Here is a 20,018-nt window from a genome sequence, read left to right as displayed (position 1 = left end):
AGAGAACATAAAGAAGAGTAGGAGAAGTAATAGTTACTTGTAGACGCGCAGCTTGCTGGCGTTAGTACCTTCTCAGTTTAGCGCGCAGCGCCTCTGTGCTCTTGGTGGTCAAATTGTTTTGGGTTAAGCCCATTCAAGTGATTAAGAGATTATTATCACCACAGAGAACACGGAGAAGAGAAGGAGGAGATCTTTCTTAGTGTAGTGCGCAGCGGCTCTGTGCCCTCGATGGTAAAATTGTTTAGGGTTAAGCCCATTCAAGTGATTAAGAGATTGTTATCACCACAGAGAACATAAAGAAGAGTAGGAGAAGTAATAGTTACTTGTAGACGCGCAGCTTGCTGGCGTTAGTACCTTCTCAGTGTAGCGCGCAGCGCCTCTGTGTTCTCGGTGGTCAAATTGTTTTGGGTTAAGCCCATTCAAGTGATTAAGAGATTGTTATCACCACAGAGAACACAGAGAAGAGTGGGAGAAGATCTTTCTCAGTGTAGCGCGCAGCGCCTCTGTGCTCTCGGTGGTGAAATTGTTTTGGGTTAAATGCATAAAGTGATTACGAGATTGTTATTACCACAGAGAACACGGAGAAGAGAAGGAGAAGATCTTTCTCAGTGCAGCGCGCAGCGCCTCTGTGCTCTCGGTGGTCAAATTGTTTTGGGCTAAATGCATAAAGTGATTAAGAGATTGTTATCACCACAGAAAACATAAAGAAGAGTAGGAGAAGTAATAGTTACTTGTAGACGCACAGCTTGCTGGCGTTAGTAACTTCTCAGTGTAGCGCGCAGCGCCTCTGTATCCTCGGTGGTAAAAATCTTTAGCCTAAATACACAAAGTGATGAAGAGGTTATCCCCACGGGGAAGAGAAATAGAGTTAATTATTACTTGTAGAGGGGCAACTTGCTGGTGTTTATTACATTTTGAAGCCATGAGCAGCTGGCCTTTTAGCGTGAGCAAGCTCTTCGTCTACGCCAAAATTGGCCGATGCTTAATTGACCGTTAGGCGCCTTTGAAAAAATACACACATTGCATGCCCTAGTAATTAAACATAGACTATCGGAGCATAAATTTTTTAAGTCGGTCATTAAAATTGACGCGAATGGATTTTGATAAATTAGGATATGAAAAAACATCATGAATGAAGAAAAGCTAACTCATCTAAAGGCACTCGAAGCCGAGTCGATTCATATTATGCGGGAGGTTGCAGCTGAGTTTGATAATCCAGTAATGCTTTACTCTGTAGGTAAAGATTCGTCGGTTTTATTACACTTAGCACGTAAAGCATTTTACCCGGGTAAAATTCCTTTTCCGCTTATGCATGTTGATACTAACTGGAAATTTAAAGAAATGATCCAGTTTAGAGATCAAATGGCCGAAAAGTATGACTTTGATCTAATTGTTCATAAAAACCCAGAAGGTATAGCAATGGGCATGAGCCCATTTGTACACGGTAGTGCTAAGCATACAGATGTTATGAAAACTCAAGGCCTTAAGCAGGCGCTTGATATGAATAATTTTGACGCTGCATTTGGTGGTGCTCGCCGCGATGAAGAAAAGTCGCGTGCTAAAGAACGTGTTTATTCTTTCCGTGATAAAAATCATCGCTGGGATCCTAAAAACCAACGCCCAGAACTGTGGAACGTTTATAACAGTAAAGTAGATAAAGGTGAGAGCATTCGTGTGTTCCCGCTTAGTAACTGGACCGAGCTAGACATTTGGCAGTACATTTACCTTGAAGGTATTGAAATTCCATCATTATACTTTGCGAAAGAGCGCCCTGTAGTTGAGCGCGATGGCACGCTTATTATGGTTGATGATGAGCGTATGGAGCTTGAAGAGGGCGAACAAGTACAAAATAAAATGGTTCGTTTTAGAACGCTTGGTTGCTACCCGCTAACGGGTGCTGTTGAGTCTGTAGCACAAACCCTTCCTGAGATAATCCAAGAGATGCTGCTTTGTACTACTTCTGAGCGTCAAGGGCGAGTAATTGATAACGACTCTGCAGGTTCTATGGAGAAGAAAAAAATGGAAGGCTACTTCTAATCAAAAGCTGTAAAAAAAAGCTATTAGAAAGTAACTAATTTATTATCGAACCAAATTCAGAGAAAATTATGTCACAAGAAACAAACTTACTTGCTACAGATATTGAAGCTTACTTAAAAGTACACGAAAACAAAGACATGCTACGTATTTTAACATGTGGTAGCGTGGATGATGGTAAATCTACATTAATTGGCCGCTTGCTTTATGATAGCAAAATGATTTTTGAAGATCAGATGGCTGCTATTGAAAAGGATTCAAAACGTTTTAATACCACTGATAACGATTTCGACTTATCTCTTTTAGTAGATGGCTTGCAATCTGAGCGCGAGCAAGGCATTACGATTGATGTTGCGTACCGTTATTTTGCAACAGACCAACGTAAATTTATTATTGCAGACACGCCTGGGCATGAGCAGTACACGCGTAATATGGCAACGGGTGCTTCTACGTGTGATTTAGCTATTATTTTGATTGATGCGCGCCACGGTGTGCAGGTGCAAACACGTCGCCATAGCTATATTTGCTCTTTATTAGGTATTAAAAACGTAGTTGTCGCTATTAATAAAATGGATGCGGTAGGTTACGAGCAGTCGGTTTATCAAAATATCAAAAAAGATTACCGCGAGTTTGCGCAGGATCTTTCGTTTGATGATGTACGCTTTGTGCCAATTTCGGCGCTACGTGGCGATAATGTAGTAAACGAAAGCGAAGCTATGAGCTGGTACCCTGGCTCTACTTTAATGAAGTTACTGAATACTGTACAAGTAAACCATGCGAAAAACGATGAGTTTAGGCTACAGGTGCAATATGTTAATCGCCCAAATCTAGACTTTAGGGGCTTTAGCGGTACGATTGCTGCGGGTGACATTAGAGTGGGCGACACAATTGCTTCACTACCTTCAGGTAAAGAGAGTAAGGTTAAATCAATAGTTACTTTTGATGGCGACCTAGAAAAAGCATCAGCAGGTATGGCTATTACATTAACACTTGAAGATGAAATAGATGTAAGCCGTGGTGATATGCTAGTACGTCCGCACCAAAAGCCACATTCAGCTGATAGCTTTGAAGCAGACGTAGTATGGATGACTGAAGAAGCTCTTCATGTAGACCGTGAATACGAAATTAAAGTAGGAAGTAAATCGGTTTATGGTTACGCTGAGGTTGTTAACTATAAGGTTGATGTGAACACGCTAGAGCAGCAAGAAGCATCACAATTAAATCTAAACGAAATTGGTAACTGCCAATTTGCATTAACAGCGCCCGTCCAATTTGATGCATATGATGTAAATAAACACACTGGTGCGTTTATTGTGATTGACCGTTTAACTAACGTAACGGTTGGTGCGGGTATGATACGTAAGCCATTAAACGGTAAAGGCAACAAGCCTAAAAGCGAGCACTCTGCGTTTGAAGTTGAGTTTAATGCGTTAGTTCGTAAGCACTTTCCTCATTGGGATGCAAAAGTAATCCGTTAGATTACTCGAGATATAGCGGGCTCTTTGAGAGCCCGCATTTTAATTTTTTAACTAAGGATGGCTACTTTAACCATGCCATTAGATGCATATCTAACGCTTTGTATTTTTGCTTTTACAATTTTAGGTTTAATTGTTTTACAAACGCGCCCTGTTGCTGTTTTTGGTGCAACACTTATTGCTTTAATCACTTGCGATTTAGTGACTAAAGATCAGTTTTTAACAAGTATTGCAAACCCTGGCCTTGTAACATTAATTTTGCTTGTTTTATGCTCCTTAGCACTTGAGAAAACTCGCTTGCTAAGAGTTATTGCCTCAAAAACTATTGTTGATAGCTACTTTTCGACTTGGTTTAGGTTGTTTGGTATTACCACTTTTTTTTCTTCTATATTAAATAATACTGCGGTTGTGGCTACGTTACTTTCGCCTATTAGGAATAACCCCCACCATTTTGCCAGTAAACTACTATTACCTTTATCGTATGCCTCTATTTTAGGTGGAACGCTTACGCTAATAGGTACTTCTACTAATTTAATCGTTAACTCAATGTATATTGAGGCGTCGGGTAAGTCGTTATCGTTTTTTTCATTTACTGCTGTGGGTGCTATTTTGGTACTTTGCTGTGGTTTAGCTATGTTTTTATGCACCCGAATGTTACCAAGTATTGAGCAAAATAATGCTACTTCAGAGGGGTATTTTATTGATGCTAAAGTTTCTACAGGCTCTGAGTTAGTTGGGCGCTCTGTTGAGGTTAATGGGCTTAGGCATTTGGAATCATTATTTTTAGTTGAAATAGTGCGATCAGGCAGGCTTATTAGCCCTGTTTCACCGACGGAAGTAATTCAGCCTTCGGACAGACTTATTTTTTGCGGTGACATAACTAAATTATTGCAGCTAGGGCAGTTTTCAGGTTTAGAAATTTTTGCAGAAAAAAATGGTGCTTTAAATAGCAACCTTACTGAGGTAGTTGTTCGGTCTGAAAGTATAATTGTAGGACGCACGCTTAAAACTACGGGATTTAGGGCATTGTTTGATGCTGCTGTAGTGGCAATAAGACGAGATGGTGAACAGGTTTCGGGTAAGTTAGGTGATGTAATAATTCGCTCTGGTGACTTTTTAGTGTTAGCCGTGGGTGATGATTATAAATCTCGAACAAATATAAATAAAAACTTTTTAACCTTATCTGGTGTAGAGCCTGAAAGTAGAATTAATGGCTGGCGAGCTTGGCTTTCCATTGGGGGCTTTGTAACCACAATAGCATTAGCGGCTGCTGGAGTGCTAGATTTATTAGAGGGGCTAGTATTATTGCTCGGGGGCCTTTTATTTACTCGTAGTTTAACTACTAATGAGTTAGTAAGACGATTCCCGATTGATATATGGCTAGTGGTTTCATCTGCACTTTTACTGTCGAGTGCGCTGGTTAACTCTGGCGTGGTTGAATCGTTAGGTGGATTTATAGGTCAATTCGATGACCCTAGGTATGTGTACACTGCATTTGTATTAGTTTATGTCGTAACTTGGTTAATGACCGAGTTTGTAACTAATAACGCTGCTGCGGCGTTGATGTTTCCTATAGGCTATACCGTGGCTTTAGGGTTTGGTGTAGATGTGTTGCCTTTTGTAATGGCGGTAGCGTTTGCTGCAAGCGGAAGTTTTATTAGCCCGTATGGTTATCAAACTAACTTGATGGTATTTAATGCAGGTAATTACAGGTTAAACGACTTTGTAAAAATAGGCTTACCTATTAGCATAGTGTATGCGCTGGTTGTGCTGGTGTTTGTGCCTGTGTTTTTTCCTTTTAGTGTAAATTAGGGGCATTTTACGCGAGTAACTTACTGGCATTATTAATTACGGTTGCTTTTTAGTGTAGCGCCTCGGTGGTCACATTGTTTTGGGCTAAACGCATAAAGTGATTAAGAGATTATTATCACCACAGAGAACACAGAGAACACAGAGAAGGAGAAGTAACTATTCCTTGTAGACGCACAGCTTGCTGGCGTTATGAATATTTTCTCTGTGTATCGCGAAGCGCCTCGGTGTCCTCGGTGGTAGATTTGTTTCTAAATAAACAACGAAGGTGATTTTATCACCACAGAGAACACAGAGAAGAGAAGGAGAAGTAATAGTTACTTGTAGACGCGCAGCTTGCTGGCGTTATTAATATCTTCTCAGTGTAGCGCGCAGCGCCTCTGTGCTCTCGGTGGTGAAATTGTTTAGGGTTAAGCCCATTCAAGTGATTAAGAGATTGTTATCACCACAGAGAACACAGAGAAGAGAAGGAGAAGTAATAGTAACTTGTAGACGTACAGCTTGCTGGCGTTATTAATGCCTTCTCAGTGTAGCGCGCAGCACCTCTGTGCTCTCGGTGGTCAAATTGTTTTGGAAAGTGATTAAGAGATTATTATCACCACAGAGAACATAGAGAAGAGTAAGATAAGTAATAGTTACTTGTAGACATACAGCTTGCTGGCGTTATTAATGCCTTCTCAGTGTAGCGCGCAGCGCCTCGGTGTCCTCGGTGGTAGATTTGTTTTTAAATAAACAACGAAAGTGATTTTATCACCACAGAGAACACAGAGAACACAGAGAAGATAAGGAGAAGTAATTATTACTTGCAGACGCGCAGCTTGCTGGCGTTAGTAACTTCTCAGTGTAGCGCGCAGCGCCTCTGTGCTCTCGGTGGTCAAATCGTTTTGAGTTAAGTTAAATGAGTGCTGCAAAGGTTAAAATATATGCATGGCTTTTCAATAGTCTTTTTACTTCTACACGCAAACACTTTTTAGTAGTAATATATTAGATAGTTTAGAACAAGGGTATTCCAATGAGCCAAGATGAAAATATAGTATGGCACGCTCAAACAGTGTCAAGAAAACAGAAGCAACAGCACAAAGGTCATAAGCCTGTATTGCTTTGGTATACTGGCTTAAGTGGTTCAGGAAAATCTACAGTGGCAAATGCTGTTGAAGCAAAGCTATTTTCATTAGGCTGCCATACTTATTTGCTTGATGGCGATAATGTACGCATGGGCTTAAATAAGGGGCTTACATTTAGTGATGAAGACCGTGTTGAGAATATTCGCCGCATAAGTGAAGTTGCTAAATTATTTGTAGATGCGGGCCTTATTGTATCTACTGCGTTTATTTCGCCATTTAAAGCTGACCGCGCTCAAGCTCGAAGTATAGTAAATGAAGGTGAGTTTGTAGAAGTGTTTATTGATACACCGCTTGCTGTTTGCGAAAGCCGCGATCCAAAGGGCTTATATAAGAAAGCGCGCGCAGGTGAAATACCAAACTTTACAGGGATTAGTTCAGCATTTGATGTGCCCGAAAACCCCGATATACATGTTAAAACAGCTGACCAAACCATTGAACAATGTGCAGAGCAAATTGTAGATTATTTGATAAAAAATAAAATTGTAGATACTAGCAGCTAACAGCTGTTGAGTATTAAGTTTATCAATTGGTTTGGCTTTACTTGCGAAAGCAATTATTTGTTGTTTTGCCGATAGTATAAAGATGCTTTTCCTAAGAACTGCCTTTAATTATATTGGTATACTTTTTCTATTTTGGTACTTGAGAGTATTATGAAATATGACATTTTTAACGGTGATGCCGATGGTATTATCGCTTTACTTCAGCTTCAATTAGCTAACCCTACCGATACAATTAAGGTAACAGGGGTAAAACGCGATATTCAACTAATGCAAAAAATCACACCAAAAGAGGGTGATTGCATTCGAGTGTTGGATATTTCAATGGAAAAAAATATGCCTGCGCTTCACGATGCTTTAAGTGCTGGAGCTCGTGTTATGTACGTAGATCACCATAAAGCTGGCGATATACCTAATCATGCTAATTTATATGCGCATATCGATCTTGATGCGAATATGTGTACCAGCTTAATCGTTAGTGATTTACTAGATAAGCAGTTTCACTTATGGGCTATTACAGCCGCTTACGGTGATAATTTATTTGCTAAAGCAGATAGCGAGGCTGACAAGTTAAATTTAAACGATTTACAAAAGTCACAGTTAAAAGCGTTTGGTACTTACATAAATTATAACGGCTACGGAAGTGAAGTGGCTGATTTACACTTCGCCCCAGAAAGTTTGTTTGAGCTTCTTTTACAATATAAATCGCCGTTTGATGCAATAAACGATAAAAGCTCGGTTTATTATACTCTTGAGCGAGCTTATAAAGCCGATATGGAAAAAGCAGCTAATGCACAAGTCCTTCATGATTGTGATACTGCCAAAGTAATTTTATTAGAAGATGCGGCTTGGGCTCGCCGGGTAAGTGGCGTTTTAGGTAACGATCTTGCTAATCAGTCTCCGAATAAGGCTCATGCAGTATTTACCTTTAATAACAAAGGCAGCTATTTAGTAAGTGTGAGAGCGCCGCTTAACAACAAACAAGGTGCTGTAGATATATGTAGTAAGTTTGCTACAGGTGGGGGCCGAGCTGCTGCCGCGGGCATTAATGAACTACCTAAATCACAAGTCGCTAGTTTTATTGAGCAGCTTGTAAGCTATTATGAGTAGAACTTTCACTACTTATATAAAATGCTTAATTTTAAACTTTTAATTTTAAAGGATTAATATGAAAATTGCAGTGGTAGGTACAGGCTATGTAGGCCTTTCAAATGCTATGCTCTTATCGCAATATAATGAAGTGGTTGCACTTGATATTGACGAAAAAAAAATAGCACTTTTAAACGATAAGCAGTCACCAATTGTTGATAAAGAAATTAGCGAATTTTTAACACGTGATGACTTAAACTTTACAGCCACTACCGACAAAGTAGCCGCTTATAAAAACGCTGATTACGTAATTATAGCTACACCCACTGATTACGATGTTGAAAACAACTACTTTAATACTAGTTCTGTTGAAGCGGTAATTAAAGATACTATGGCGCATAACCCTAATGCAGTTATGGTGATTAAGTCGACTATTCCGGTAGGCTTTACTGCTGATATAAAGCAGCGGCTGAATGTTGAAAACTTAATATTTTCCCCTGAATTTTTACGTGAAGGAAAGGCGCTTTACGATAATTTGCACCCATCACGTATTGTTGTGGGCGAGCAAAGCGAGCGCGCAACTATTTTTGCTAACTTACTTAAGCAAGGTGCAATTAAGCAAGATGTTGAAGTGTTATTTACCGACTCAACAGAAGCCGAAGCTATTAAGTTATTTTCTAACACCTACCTTGCAATGCGAGTTGCTTATTTTAATGAGCTTGATAGTTATGCAGAAGCGCATGGGCTAAATAGTAAGCAGATTATCGAAGGTGTAGGGTTAGATCCACGTATTGGAAAGCATTACAATAATCCGTCGTTTGGCTATGGCGGCTACTGTTTACCAAAAGACACTAAACAATTGCGTGCTAATTACCAAAGTGTACCAAATAATATAATTGGCGCTATTGTAGACGCTAATACAACACGTAAAGACTTTATTGCTGACTCAATTATTAAGCGTAGCCCCAAAATCGTGGGCGTGTACCGTTTAGTAATGAAAACAGGCTCAGATAACTTTAGAGCCTCTGCTATTCAAGGCATTATGAAACGTATTAAAGCAAAAGGTATTGAGGTTGTCGTATTTGAGCCTGTTCTTGAAGAGAGCGAGTTTTATCATTCGCGCGTAATAAAAGACTTAAACGAATTTAAGCAGATATCTGATGTGGTGGTTTCTAACCGTATGGTTGAGGAGCTTAGCGACATTGCAGATAAAGTATATACGCGTGATTTGTTTGGTAGTGACTGATTGAGTAATAGGTTAAAGGCTTGAGATTAATGCTAAGTAAAAGCTACAGTTAATTTATACTAGGGGGCGTTGTGCAATTTGAAGACTTAAACGTTTGGCAACGCTCTGCTGACTTAGCTTGTGAAGTTTTTATTTATTTTAAGACTAGTAAGCAATTTGGACTAAAAGATCAAATTACACGAGCTGCATTATCAATTTCATCAAATATTGCACAGGGGTATGAAAGGAAGACTGCTAAAGACTACTGTCGTTTTCTTTCTTACTCTAAAGGTAGCTGTGGAGAGCTTCGTTCACAGCTATATATTGCCTTAAAATAGGTGAAATTGATACAAAAACAGCAGAAGCTTGGATAGAAGAGTCTAAGCAGTTATCAAAAATGATATCTTCATTAATGGAAACGATTAAAGTTTGGGATTAGGTTTTTTGAGTTTTGATCTTTGTGTTTTAATCTTTGGCCTTTATGCTTTCACCTTTCACCTTTCACCTTTCACCTTTCACCTTTCACCTTTCACCTTTTTACTTTACCAAACTTAGGAATTTTATGAAGTATTTAGTTACAGGTGCAGCGGGCTTTATTGGTGCTGCAACGTGTCAAAAATTATTAGCTGCGGGCCATATTGTAGTAGGTATTGATAATTTAAACGAGTATTACGATGTAAATTTAAAATTAGCACGTTTGGCGCAGTTTGAAAGCCACGATAACTTTACGTTTATTAAGCTCGATATAAGTGAGCGCTCAGTAATGAGCGAGTTATTTGTAGTACAACAGTTTGATAAAGTAATACATTTAGCTGCGCAAGCGAGCGTACGCTACTCAATAGAGAACCCAGATACATACGCCGACTCTAATTTAGTGGGGTACCTAAATGTACTCGAAGGGTGTAGGCACAACAATGTTAAGCACCTTGTTTATGCATCATCTAGCTCTGTTTATGGCCTAAACGAAAAAACGCCATTTGAAACTACCGATAGTGTTGATCACCCAGTATCGTTTTATGCGGCGACTAAAAAAGCTAATGAACTAATGGCTCACAGCTATTCTCATTTATATAGCTTACCAACTACTGGGCTGCGCTTTTTTACAGTTTATGGCCCGTGGGGTCGTCCTGATATGGCGCCGTATATTTTTACTAAAAAGATACTTGATGGGGATACTATTGATATAAATAACAATGGTGATATGTGGCGTGACTTTACTTACATTGACGATATTGTAGAAGCTGTTGTACGTGCTGCTGATGTTATACCTCAAGCAAACCAAGACTGGAGAGTAGAGAGCGGTTCGCCAGCTACTAGCTCTGCTCCTTATGCTATTTATAATATTGGCCATGGGAGTCCAATAAACCTAATGAAGTTTATTGAAGCAATTGAGGCTGAGCTTGGTATTGAGGCAAATAAAAACTTTCGCGAAATGCAAGCGGGTGACGTTTATAAAACATATGCCGACATGCAAGATTTGTTTAAAGTAACTGGCTACAAAGCCCAAGTAAATGTTAAGCAAGGCGTTAGAGAGCTAATAAAGTGGTATAAAAACTTTTATAAGTAAGCTTTATAGCGAGGTAAACACTGCTTTTTGAAAGCAGTGTTTACTTAAAAATAGTTTAATTTACATTTTGATAGCTGATAGCTGATAGCTGATAGCTGATAGCTGATAGCTGATAGCTGATAGCTGATAGCTGATAGCTTCCCATTCATTCAGCCCCCATCTACATATAACCTGTTAACTTAAAAATAATTAATTTACAAACAAAGGACTACCCATGAAAGCTGTAATTCCTGTTGCCGGCCTTGGCACACGTATGTTACCTATGACTAAAGCAATTCCTAAAGAAATGCTACCAATTGTAGATAAACCATTGATTCAATACATAGTGAGTGAGTGTGTATCTGCAGGTATTAAAGATATTGTACTTGTAACGCACAGCTCTAAAAACGCCATAGAAAACCACTTTGATACCAGCTACGAGCTTGAAGCAACCTTAGAAAAGCGCGTTAAGCGTGCGTTACTTGAAGAAGTACGCTCTATTTGTCCCACTGATGTAACGGTAATGAGTGTACGCCAAGGCGAAGCTAAAGGCCTAGGGCACGCTATTTTATGTGCAAAGCCAATTGTAGGTGATGACGACTTTATAGTATTACTCCCTGATGTAATACTTGATGCTTACACGGCCGATCAAAAAACTGAAAACCTAGCCGCGATGATCAAACGCTTTCACGAGACTAAAGCAAGTCAAATTATGCTAGAGCCAGTAGCACAAGATGATGTAAGTAAATACGGTATTGCTGATATTAACGGCGTACAGCTAACACCAGGTAACAGTGCGGCAATTAAAACAATGGTTGAAAAACCAGATGCCGACAAGGCACCTTCAAACCTTGCTGTAGTAGGGCGTTACGTATTGAGTAAAAACATTTGGCCGCTACTTGCTAAAACGCCTGTGGGCGCTGGTGGTGAAATACAGTTAACAGACTCTATTGATGCGCTAATGACTCAAGAAACTGTTGAAGCATTTCATATGAGTGGTCGTTCTCACGACTGTGGCGATAAGCTAGGTTACTTAAAAGCGATTGTTGAATACGGCATGCGTGATAGTAAGCTTGGTGATGACTTTACTCGATACTTAAATAAACTTGCTAAATAGAACAACATCTTAACACTTTTTAGTTTTACATATGTGGATGGCTTTGTGCTAATGATTATAGCTATTGCGTATTGAATTGGGCATAGCAAGAATAGGTATTTAATTGCCGGTGATGTGAATGCTTCACCGGCTTTTTATTAAGAATATTTAACCTATTAATCCCATTATATGCTTCGCTAAATTTTCTTGCATAAAGTTGGTTTTTTGTTAACCTACTTGCCTTCCTTTTTTAGCTTGTTGAGGTGTATATGGCGTTGTTATCTCGTTCGATATTGGCGTTGTGTTTAGCACTTTTAAGCTCTGCAGTTTTAGCTCAGTCACAGTGCGATGTTGAGCTTAGTCATGGCTTAATTATCACTGACGACGTTATACGTATTCTTGATAAAGGCCAAACACGCGTACAAATTAATAATAACAATCAGCTTTTTATTCGAGGTTACTGGGTTGATTTAAGCACTGAAGAAAGCAAAGTACTTGAGCAATTTAGCAATGGTATTCGCCATACGGTGCCGGAGCTTGTTAATTTGGCTACCGATGGTGTTAACTTAGGTTTAAGCGCCATTGAACATGTAGTCGAGGGGATGTCTGACAAAGAGCCAGAGGTGCTAAAAACCCAGCTCCAGTACGTAGAGCGTGCGCTTATGGACAAATTTAAGCGCGGTGATGACTTCTTCTTTATCGCGCCACAGTCGCTTTCGCAAATAGATGATTTTTTCACTAAAGAAATTAGCCAGCAAATACACTCTGCCGTACATGGTTCGTTAGGGGCTATTTTAATGTCGCTTGGTGATGCGTTTAAATCACGCGAAGGTAATATTGAAGACCGCATTAACGACATGGGCCAACGTATGGATATTATCTCTAAAGAAATAGATAAATCACTGCAAAAAAAGGCTCAGCAACTTGAGCTTAAAGCCTCTGAATACTGTGAATGTTTAAACGCACTCGATGTGACCGAATCACGCTTGCAAGCGATTGTCCCAGGCATGGCTGACTTTGATTTAGTGCAGATAAAATCGTAAGGAAAGTGGGGAGTTATTAGCTATAAGCTGTAAGCTGTTAGTTATGAGCTATAAGTGTTAGTTCTGTGGGATTTTTAGCTTGAGGCATTGGATCATGGCTGATAGTTCGTTTGTTTCTTTAAGCCACTCCTTGCCGTCGATGTTGTTTATATATTTAATATCAATGCCAATATATATTTGTGTTCTTGCTTCGGCCAAGGAGGCTCTTGCAATATCTAGAAAACGCCTTTTCTCTTTATTACTCTCTCTGGACATTCCTTCTGCTATATTGCTTGGCACGGAGAGCCCCGAGCGTGTTAGCTGATCCCTAAAAGCATAGTCCTTGAGGGTTGCAGCTGCCTTATAAATATCTGCGCTTAATCGTGCAGAACGTTTCCATACTTCTAAATTTTCAAAATTCATTTCACCCTCTATTTATTATCAATTCTAATAAAGAAAGGGTAGTACAACTAAGCAAGAGTGTTAACTTTGCTAAAAGCTAAAAGCTAAAAGCTAAAAGCTAAAAGCTAAAAGCTAAAAGCTTTAAAGAATAGCCTCTCCCTCTTTTAACTCCCTATACTCTCCACTTGCTAAGTTTTCGTCCAGTATAATATTACCTATTTGCTCGCGGTGTAGCTCTACCACTTTGTTACCTACCGCGGCTAACATGCGTTTAACTTGGTGGTATTTACCTTCGCTGATTGATAAACGTAAGCTGTAGGTGGCAAGTGCTTCTGCTTTCGCTGGACGGGTGAGATCTTTTTCGTTGTGAAGTTGTACGCCGCTGCGTAGTTGCTCTAATACTTCTTCGGTTATAGGCTCTTGTGTTTCTACTAAGTAGGTTTTTAATTTGTTGTGCTTTGGCGAGGTAATACGGTGCGACCAATCGCCATCGTTAGTAATAAGTACTAAGCCGGTGGTGTCTATATCAAGGCGACCTGCTACATGAAAGTCGGCCATATTTGGCTCATCGAGTAAATCAAATACTGTGGGGTGTAGTTCATCTACATTGGCACACACGTAGCCTACAGGTTTGTGTAGCATAAAGTAGCGTTTACCTAAAAATACCATAGGCTCACCAGCAAATGTTACTTCATCTTGCTGGGTTACTTGAAAATCGAACGCGCTAACAACTTCCCCATTTACTTGCACTTCTTGGCGTTTAATACCCGCGCGAGCTTTTGAGCGTGGTAGCTCGGCTAGGTGGCTAATAAATTTATCTAAGCGGCAAGGGAATTTCATTTTGGTTCACATTTTTAGTCGGCTACAATGGCGGCGATTATAGCCGATAGTGAAACCCCATGTCAGTAAACTGCCCACAAATTTTAAGGCTTTACCAAGCAAAAATAGATGCGGGTGAACTGTGTGTTGATAGCGCTCAGCAAAATGCGGTAAATGCGTTAGATAACCTGAGTATACAGTTACACACAAAAACACCTTGGTGGAAAAAAGCGCCATTAATTAAAGGGGTTTATTTGCATGGGCCGGTGGGGCGGGGTAAATCCATGCTAATGGATTTATTTTATAAAAACTTACCCACTGAGCGTAAGCAGCGGCTGCATTTCCATCACTTTATGGCGCAAATACACACGCAACTTGCCCAGCTACAAGGTCATAAAAACCCCCTCACGTTAATTGCTAAACAATGGGCGAAAGATATAAAAGTGCTGTGTTTTGATGAGTTTTTTGTTAGCGACATTGGCGATGCAATGATTATGGCAAGGTTATTTAACGCCTTGTTTGATAGTGGGGTAGTGCTGGTGGCAACTTCTAACGCAAAACCTGAGCAGCTTTATCGCAATGGCCTACAGCGCGCGCGGTTTTTACCCACAATCGATTTAATTAAAAATTATTGCCATGTTATTAGTGTTGCTGGGCAGGATGACCATCGCTTTAGGTACGGTAAAAATAGCCGCCATTATTTTATTAATTTACCTATAAGCGAGTTTAAAAAGCAGTTTTTATCTCAGTATCCACAAGCAAAGGAAAACCAAATTTTACAGGTACACTCCCGCAGCTTACCGTGCTTATTAACCGCAGATAATGCATTAATGATCGACTTTATGGCGCTTTGCTCAGGAGCGCGTAGCCCTTACGATTATATGTTTTTAGCCAAGCAGTTTGATATTTTATATATAGAAAATGTGCCAAAAATGGGTGTAGGCGCAACAGGTAAAGTAATAGTGCATGGTATTGAAGACAGTTATCAACGCGAAAAACAAACCCTAAATGAGCATTATTTAGATGACGAAGCGCGGCGCTTTATTGCATTGGTGGACGAGTTTTACGATTGCCACAAGTTATTAGTTATAAACGCCCACGCGCACGTTGAGTATTTGTATCAGGGGCAAAAGTTAAGCTTTGAATATGCGCGAACGCAGTCGCGTATTGTCGAAATGCAAAATTGGTAATTAGCGCTGACGCTAAGTTTATTTATAGGCGCTTTGCTTGCGCGTTGGTATAAAAATACTGGTATTTCAACTTTGTGCGTGAGCAAGCTTCACGCCTACGACTAAAATAACACAGGTGCAGTGGGTCTTGTAGACGCGCATCTTGCTGGCGTTTAAAAGCAGCGCTTTTACGTTGTGTTAAACCCCTTTGATAAAGCTATGAGAAGCTTCGCTTCTAACGTGAGCAAGCTCTACCTCTACATTAAAAAATTAGCGCGGTAGTAAAATTGTTTATAGGTGATTTGCCTGCTTGTGAAACAGGCAAAATCTATAAAGTATTTTTTAATTAACTTTTATAACCATTAGGGTTATTTGATTGCCAACGCCATGTGTCTTCCATCATGGCATCTATTCCACGCACCGCCTCCCAGCCTAGCTCATTAAGTGCTTTTTCTGGCGCGGCGTAACATGCGGCAATATCGCCAGGGCGACGAGGCGATACTTGATAAGGAATGTCTTGGCCGCTGGCTTTTATAAAGGCGTTAACCATTTGCAGTACAGAGTAACCATTGCCTGTGCCAAGGTTATATACAAGTGCGCCGGTATTGTTGGCAATTTTATCAAGCGCTTTTAAGTGCCCCATCACTAAATCTACAACGTGAATATAGTCGCGCACACCAGTGCCATCAACGGTGTTGTAGTCATCACCAAATACAGCAAGCTGCTTTAATTTACCTACTGCAACTTGGGCAATAAAAGGCAGTAAGTTATTAGGAATACCATTTGGATCTTCGCCAATTAAGCCTGACTCATGTGCGCCCACTGGGTTAAAGTAGCGTAAAATAGCAAATGCAAAACGCTCATCTGATTTAGCAATATCTTGCAGCATCATCTCAACCATCAGTTTTGATGTGCCGTATGGATTAGTTGTGCCACCTACCGGGAAGTCTTCTTTAATCGGTAAGCTTGCAGGGTCGCCGTAAACTGTGGCTGATGAGCTAAATACTAATTTAAATACGCCTGCATCACGCATGGCATCTACAAGTGTTAGCGTACCTTGTACGTTTGTTTGATAGTACTCAACAGGTTTAGCGACCGACTCACCAACTGACTTTAAGCCAGCAAAATGAATAACGCTCTCTATGGTGTGCCTTGTAAAAATGGCATCTAAAAAAACTTTATCAAGAATGTCGCCTTGGTAAAACGTGGCTTCTTTGCCTGTGATTTGCTTTACGCGTGCAAGCGACTCTTTTGATGCGTTACTTAAGTTATCAACAACAACAACTTCGCTGCCTTGCTGTAAAAGTTCTAAAACGGTGTGTGAGCCTATGTAGCCTGCGCCGCCTGTTACTAAAATTGCCATGAATGCTCCGTGGATACCTTTTTCAATTATCTTAATTTCATCACATATTCTTACTATTTACATGCTTTATTTTAAAAGCGTATTAAAATAGGTTAATTAAGTAATGGTTAATAAACTAGTGTTAAACTTGTATGGTCTATTACTGGGCTAAGTCTAAATAATTAGTACTGCCCCTTTGGAGAATGCTATGAATTCAGTTAAAACAATCGCTATGGCAATGTGTATTACATTACCTGCATTTGCACACGCTGGAGAATCTGTAGTTAAGTGGCAAGATTTTAAAGACTACCGCGATGTGCGCGCTTCTAGCCAGGGTAAAGCGTCGTACCATAAACAAATTGCTACTCAGTTCGAAAAACATTTTTCTAAACTGGCCGAGCAATTGCCAAAAGGCTACAAGCTAAATTTAGAAATAACCGATATCGATTTAGCAGGGGACGTGCGCTATGGCGGTATGGATGAAATACGCGTAGTAAAACCTATTTATTTTCCGCGCATTAAGCTCAATTACTCGCTAAGCGATAATAAAGGGAGTGTAGTGAGTGAAGAGGACGATGTAGAGCTTAAAGACATGGGCTTTATGGATAAAATTAAAATGGGTCGTGACGAGCCGTTTTTTTATGAAAAACGCTTAATCACAGAGTGGTTTGGCGAACAAATTTTAGCAAATTTAGATTAGGCTATGTTGTGAGCAGGCTCTACATCTACAAAAATTTAGAGCATTAATTCACAAAGAGGTTAAGAGGGCGCTGCGCTTTAGAGGGCACGTTGTAGTCGCGGCTTTATGCCGCGTATTTTGTATTAAATGCCAGACGCGAGGTAAACTCGCTGCTACTTGTGTGTTTCCTCTGTGTAGCGCGCAAAGCCTCGGTGTTCTCGGTGGTAAGCGTTTTGTTCTAGTGCATAAGTAATTAAGAAATTATTATCACCACAGAGAACACGCAGCAGTGAAGAAGTAATAATTAATTGTAAACGCCTTGCTTGCTGGCGCTTGGTTAAAATAGAGGTGTTTTATATTTTGCGTGAGCAAGCTTCACGCCTACAATTAAAAAACACCGTGTTTATTGAAAATGCGGTGCTTAATAATTTATTCTGGCTAACCGCTAACCGCTAACCGCTAACCGCTAACCGCTAACAACTATTATTTAAACGTAGCGAGCAGGGTAAGTAACTGTTGTAGCTTAATAACCGTTGTTTTAAGCTTTTCTTCATCAAAACCATCTGTGCTTAAGCTTTCTACATCGGCTGCTACATCAAGTACGTATGGCTTAAAGCGTTTAGCTTCAAAACTAAATCCGGCATCAGCTGGGAACAAGGCTTTAAATTTACCGTGGCCTTGTTGCTGTAGCTCATCTAGTTTTTTGTCGGCATCAAGTGCTTGGCGATAAACAATTTTTAAGTTAGCGTTGAGTTGTTCAATTATAGAATCCATGGTTTTCCTAAAGCTTTGTACTGCATTGCCGATATAGTACTTGGATTACATTTAAATGTCAGGTTGATTAAGGCTTATAACGATGAATATATCAGGTGGAAATCTACCCGCTATGTCTAGCTCTGGCCAAGGTGGTGAAGTATATACCGCTGCTTTGTCTAAAAAGCAGCAATTAGCAGATGGCGCAGCAGCACTTGCACTAATTGAAGGTGCTGCCCAGCCAACAAGTGCGCAATCACCGGCTCAGTCGGTCACTGCAACACTGGGTAACAATGTAAATATATACGTTTAAACTAACTTAAGGTCGATAGGTGTTTTACTTTTTTGACCACCTATTTCTCTTACTAATTTAGGCACTAAAAATCCAGGCAGGGCTTTTAATAGTTCTGCCATTATTTTTATTGCCTGTGGCTCTTCTATATCAAAGTGGCTAGCGCCTTCAACCTTATCTAGCAAATATAAATAGTAAGGCAGTACGTCTGCATCAAATAACGCCTCACTTAAATTTATTTGTGCCTCAACGGTGTCGTTCACCTCTTTTAAAATAACTGCCTGGTTTAATAACGTTACGCCTGCTTGCTTTAGCTTTTGCATGGCGGCTTTAAACTCGTCGTCTATTTCGTTGGCATGATTTATATGGTTAATAAATATAATTTTTAGCGGTGATTGCTTTAGCCTCGCGCACAGCTCATAGGTAATACGCGCAGGTATAACAACAGGCAAACGGCTGTGTATTCGCATGCGTTTAATTTGAGGTAACTGTTCAAGCTCATCTAAAAACCAGCTAATGGCATCGTCTTTGGCCATAAGTGGGTCGCCACCACTTAAAATCACTTCGTTTATGTTGGCATCTGATTTTATATAGCTCAGCGCATCAAGCAGGCTTTTTTTATTAAGCTGGTTTTCTTGATACGGGAAGTGGCGCCTAAAGCAGTAACGGCAATTTACTGCACAGCCAGTTTTAAACATAATTAAAACACGGGATTTATACTTATGTAAAAGCCCAGGCTGTTCGTTGTCTTGCTCAAGCAGAGGGTCTTTATTAAAACCTGTTTTGGTTAAAAACTCTTGATGGCGTGGCATAACTTGTAGCAATAAGGGGTCGTTTGCATCGCCCTTGCGTATTTTTTTTATAAAAGGGACTGGCACGCGTACCGGAAATAAACTGCGGGCTTTTAGGTCGTTTTCATGGGCTTGGCTCGATAAACCGACCATTTCAAGCAAGGTTTTTGGGCAGGTAACTACATTTGCTAATTCTTTTTGCCAGTTTTTATGCAAATTTGCTTCATTTCTTTGTATCATTGGCACGTAGATTACTCGAAAAAAATTAAATAGAGGAAACGATGGCGAATTATAGCACCAACGAGTTCAAGGGCGGCCTAAAAATTATGATGGACGGCGAACCTTGCAGTATTTTAGAAAATGAAATGGTAAAACCTGGTAAAGGCCAAGCGTTTAACCGTGTTCGTATCCGCAAACTTATCTCTGGTAAGGTGCTTGAAAAAACCTTTAAATCGGGTGAATCAGTTGAAGGCGCCGATGTTATGGATACCGACTTAGCGTACCTATACACAGACGGTGAGTTTTGGCATTTTATGAACAACGAAACATTTGAACAAATTGCCGCTGACGAAAAAGCACTTGGCGATGCCGTTAAATGGTTAGTTGAAAACGATGTATGTACAATTACATTATGGAACGGTAGCCCAATCGCGGTTACTCCACCTAACTTTGTTGAGCTTGAGATCACTGAAACTGATCCAGGCCTTAAAGGCGATACAGCGGGCACAGGCGGTAAACCTGCAACGCTTAGCACTGGTGCAGTAGTACGCGTTCCATTATTCGTACAAATTGGTGAAGTAATTAAAGTAGACACCCGTAGCGGTGAATACGTAGGCCGTGTTAAGTAAGCTTGA

Annotated in this window: 19 protein-coding genes; 14 read left to right on the top strand and 5 right to left on the bottom strand. The window is 40.1% G+C overall.

Features of this window, described 5'->3' with window-relative positions:
* The first annotated feature begins 1,128 nt into the window (after positions 1 to 1,128).
* The 10 genes from cysD (at position 1,129) to MTF68_RS18575 (ending at position 12,938) form a co-directional block, all read left to right on the top strand.
* On the top strand, positions 1,129 to 2,037 hold the full coding sequence (gene cysD / locus MTF68_RS18620; RefSeq protein ID WP_029773230.1) for a sulfate adenylyltransferase subunit CysD: 909 nt from the start codon (positions 1,129 to 1,131) through the stop codon (positions 2,035 to 2,037).
* 68 nt (positions 2,038 to 2,105) lie between these two features.
* Positions 2,106 to 3,512: a sulfate adenylyltransferase subunit CysN gene (cysN, locus tag MTF68_RS18615; RefSeq protein WP_138579921.1), complete on the top strand. Its 1,407-nt coding sequence runs from the start codon at positions 2,106 to 2,108 to the stop codon at positions 3,510 to 3,512.
* A 72-nt stretch (positions 3,513 to 3,584) separates the two neighbouring features.
* Positions 3,585 to 5,321, top strand: a complete 1,737-nt coding sequence (locus tag MTF68_RS18610) for an SLC13 family permease (protein ID WP_138579920.1) — start codon at positions 3,585 to 3,587, stop codon at positions 5,319 to 5,321.
* 1,009 nt (positions 5,322 to 6,330) lie between these two features.
* On the top strand, positions 6,331 to 6,942 hold the full coding sequence (gene cysC / locus MTF68_RS18605; RefSeq protein ID WP_096739067.1) for an adenylyl-sulfate kinase: 612 nt from the start codon (positions 6,331 to 6,333) through the stop codon (positions 6,940 to 6,942).
* Between the two features lie 150 nt (positions 6,943 to 7,092).
* Complete coding sequence (locus MTF68_RS18600; protein WP_248451367.1) at positions 7,093 to 8,049, top strand: DHHA1 domain-containing protein; 957 nt, start codon at positions 7,093 to 7,095, stop codon at positions 8,047 to 8,049.
* Positions 8,050 to 8,107: 58 nt separating this feature from the next.
* Positions 8,108 to 9,274: a nucleotide sugar dehydrogenase gene (locus MTF68_RS18595; RefSeq protein ID WP_248463314.1), complete on the top strand. Its 1,167-nt coding sequence runs from the start codon at positions 8,108 to 8,110 to the stop codon at positions 9,272 to 9,274.
* A gap of 71 nt (positions 9,275 to 9,345) precedes the next feature.
* Positions 9,346 to 9,591, top strand: a complete 246-nt coding sequence (locus MTF68_RS18590; RefSeq protein WP_248463313.1) for a four helix bundle protein — start codon at positions 9,346 to 9,348, stop codon at positions 9,589 to 9,591.
* 224 nt (positions 9,592 to 9,815) lie between these two features.
* Entirely contained in the window at positions 9,816 to 10,820 is a 1,005-nt protein-coding gene (locus tag MTF68_RS18585; protein ID WP_248463312.1) for an NAD-dependent epimerase, read from the top strand.
* Between the two features lie 214 nt (positions 10,821 to 11,034).
* On the top strand, positions 11,035 to 11,916 hold the full coding sequence (gene galU, locus MTF68_RS18580) for a UTP--glucose-1-phosphate uridylyltransferase GalU (RefSeq protein ID WP_248463311.1): 882 nt from the start codon (positions 11,035 to 11,037) through the stop codon (positions 11,914 to 11,916).
* Positions 11,917 to 12,164: 248 nt separating this feature from the next.
* Positions 12,165 to 12,938 (top strand): YggN family protein, encoded by a 774-nt coding sequence (locus tag MTF68_RS18575; protein ID WP_248463310.1) that lies wholly within the window; start codon positions 12,165 to 12,167, stop codon positions 12,936 to 12,938.
* Positions 12,939 to 12,995: 57 nt separating this feature from the next.
* Here MTF68_RS18575 and MTF68_RS18570 read toward each other — a convergent pair whose 3' ends face one another.
* Both MTF68_RS18570 and rsuA read right to left on the bottom strand, forming a co-directional pair.
* Positions 12,996 to 13,340, bottom strand: coding sequence for a four helix bundle protein (locus tag MTF68_RS18570; RefSeq protein ID WP_248463309.1), 345 nt, complete (start codon positions 13,338 to 13,340; stop codon positions 12,996 to 12,998).
* A 120-nt stretch (positions 13,341 to 13,460) separates the two neighbouring features.
* A complete protein-coding gene (gene rsuA, locus MTF68_RS18565) occupies positions 13,461 to 14,159 on the bottom strand; it encodes a 16S rRNA pseudouridine(516) synthase RsuA (protein WP_248463307.1) in 699 nt (232 codons plus the stop codon).
* Between the two features lie 59 nt (positions 14,160 to 14,218).
* On the opposite strand from rsuA, the gene zapE reads away from it, so the two are divergent.
* Positions 14,219 to 15,328, top strand: a complete 1,110-nt coding sequence (gene zapE / locus MTF68_RS18560; RefSeq protein ID WP_248463305.1) for a cell division protein ZapE — start codon at positions 14,219 to 14,221, stop codon at positions 15,326 to 15,328.
* 325 nt (positions 15,329 to 15,653) lie between these two features.
* On the opposite strand, the gene galE is transcribed toward zapE, so the two are convergent.
* Positions 15,654 to 16,670 carry a UDP-glucose 4-epimerase GalE gene (gene galE, locus MTF68_RS18555; protein ID WP_248463304.1) on the bottom strand — a complete coding sequence of 339 codons (1,017 nt, stop codon included), beginning with the start codon at positions 16,668 to 16,670 and terminating at the stop codon, positions 15,654 to 15,656.
* A 187-nt stretch (positions 16,671 to 16,857) separates the two neighbouring features.
* On the opposite strand from galE, the gene MTF68_RS18550 reads away from it, so the two are divergent.
* The gene (locus tag MTF68_RS18550) at positions 16,858 to 17,349 is read left to right on the top strand and encodes a DUF3016 domain-containing protein (protein WP_248451360.1); all 492 of its coding nucleotides are present in this window, start codon (positions 16,858 to 16,860) and stop codon (positions 17,347 to 17,349) included.
* 462 nt (positions 17,350 to 17,811) lie between these two features.
* Here the strand turns inward: MTF68_RS18550 and MTF68_RS18545 are convergent, their stop codons facing one another.
* Entirely contained in the window at positions 17,812 to 18,102 is a 291-nt protein-coding gene (locus MTF68_RS18545) for a hypothetical protein (protein WP_004587953.1), read from the bottom strand.
* Between the two features lie 82 nt (positions 18,103 to 18,184).
* Between MTF68_RS18545 and MTF68_RS18540 the strand changes: the two genes are divergently transcribed.
* On the top strand, positions 18,185 to 18,394 hold the full coding sequence (locus tag MTF68_RS18540) for a hypothetical protein (protein ID WP_024031488.1): 210 nt from the start codon (positions 18,185 to 18,187) through the stop codon (positions 18,392 to 18,394).
* Here MTF68_RS18540 and epmB read toward each other — a convergent pair.
* Positions 18,391 to 19,404 (bottom strand): EF-P beta-lysylation protein EpmB, encoded by a 1,014-nt coding sequence (epmB, locus tag MTF68_RS18535; RefSeq protein WP_248463303.1) that lies wholly within the window; start codon positions 19,402 to 19,404, stop codon positions 18,391 to 18,393. The two genes, MTF68_RS18540 and epmB, sit on opposite strands and share 4 nt — an antisense overlap.
* Positions 19,405 to 19,445: 41 nt before the next feature.
* Between epmB and efp the strand changes: the two genes are divergently transcribed.
* The gene (gene efp, locus MTF68_RS18530; protein ID WP_004587956.1) at positions 19,446 to 20,012 is read left to right on the top strand and encodes an elongation factor P; all 567 of its coding nucleotides are present in this window, start codon (positions 19,446 to 19,448) and stop codon (positions 20,010 to 20,012) included.
* Positions 20,013 to 20,018: the final 6 nt, after the last annotated feature.

This window comes from Pseudoalteromonas sp. 2CM37A, assembly GCF_023161885.1.
GTDB lineage: Bacteria > Pseudomonadota > Gammaproteobacteria > Enterobacterales > Alteromonadaceae > Pseudoalteromonas > Pseudoalteromonas atlantica.
The sequence above is the reverse complement of the archived record's forward strand: the minus strand, read 5'-3'. Positions and strand labels throughout refer to the sequence as shown.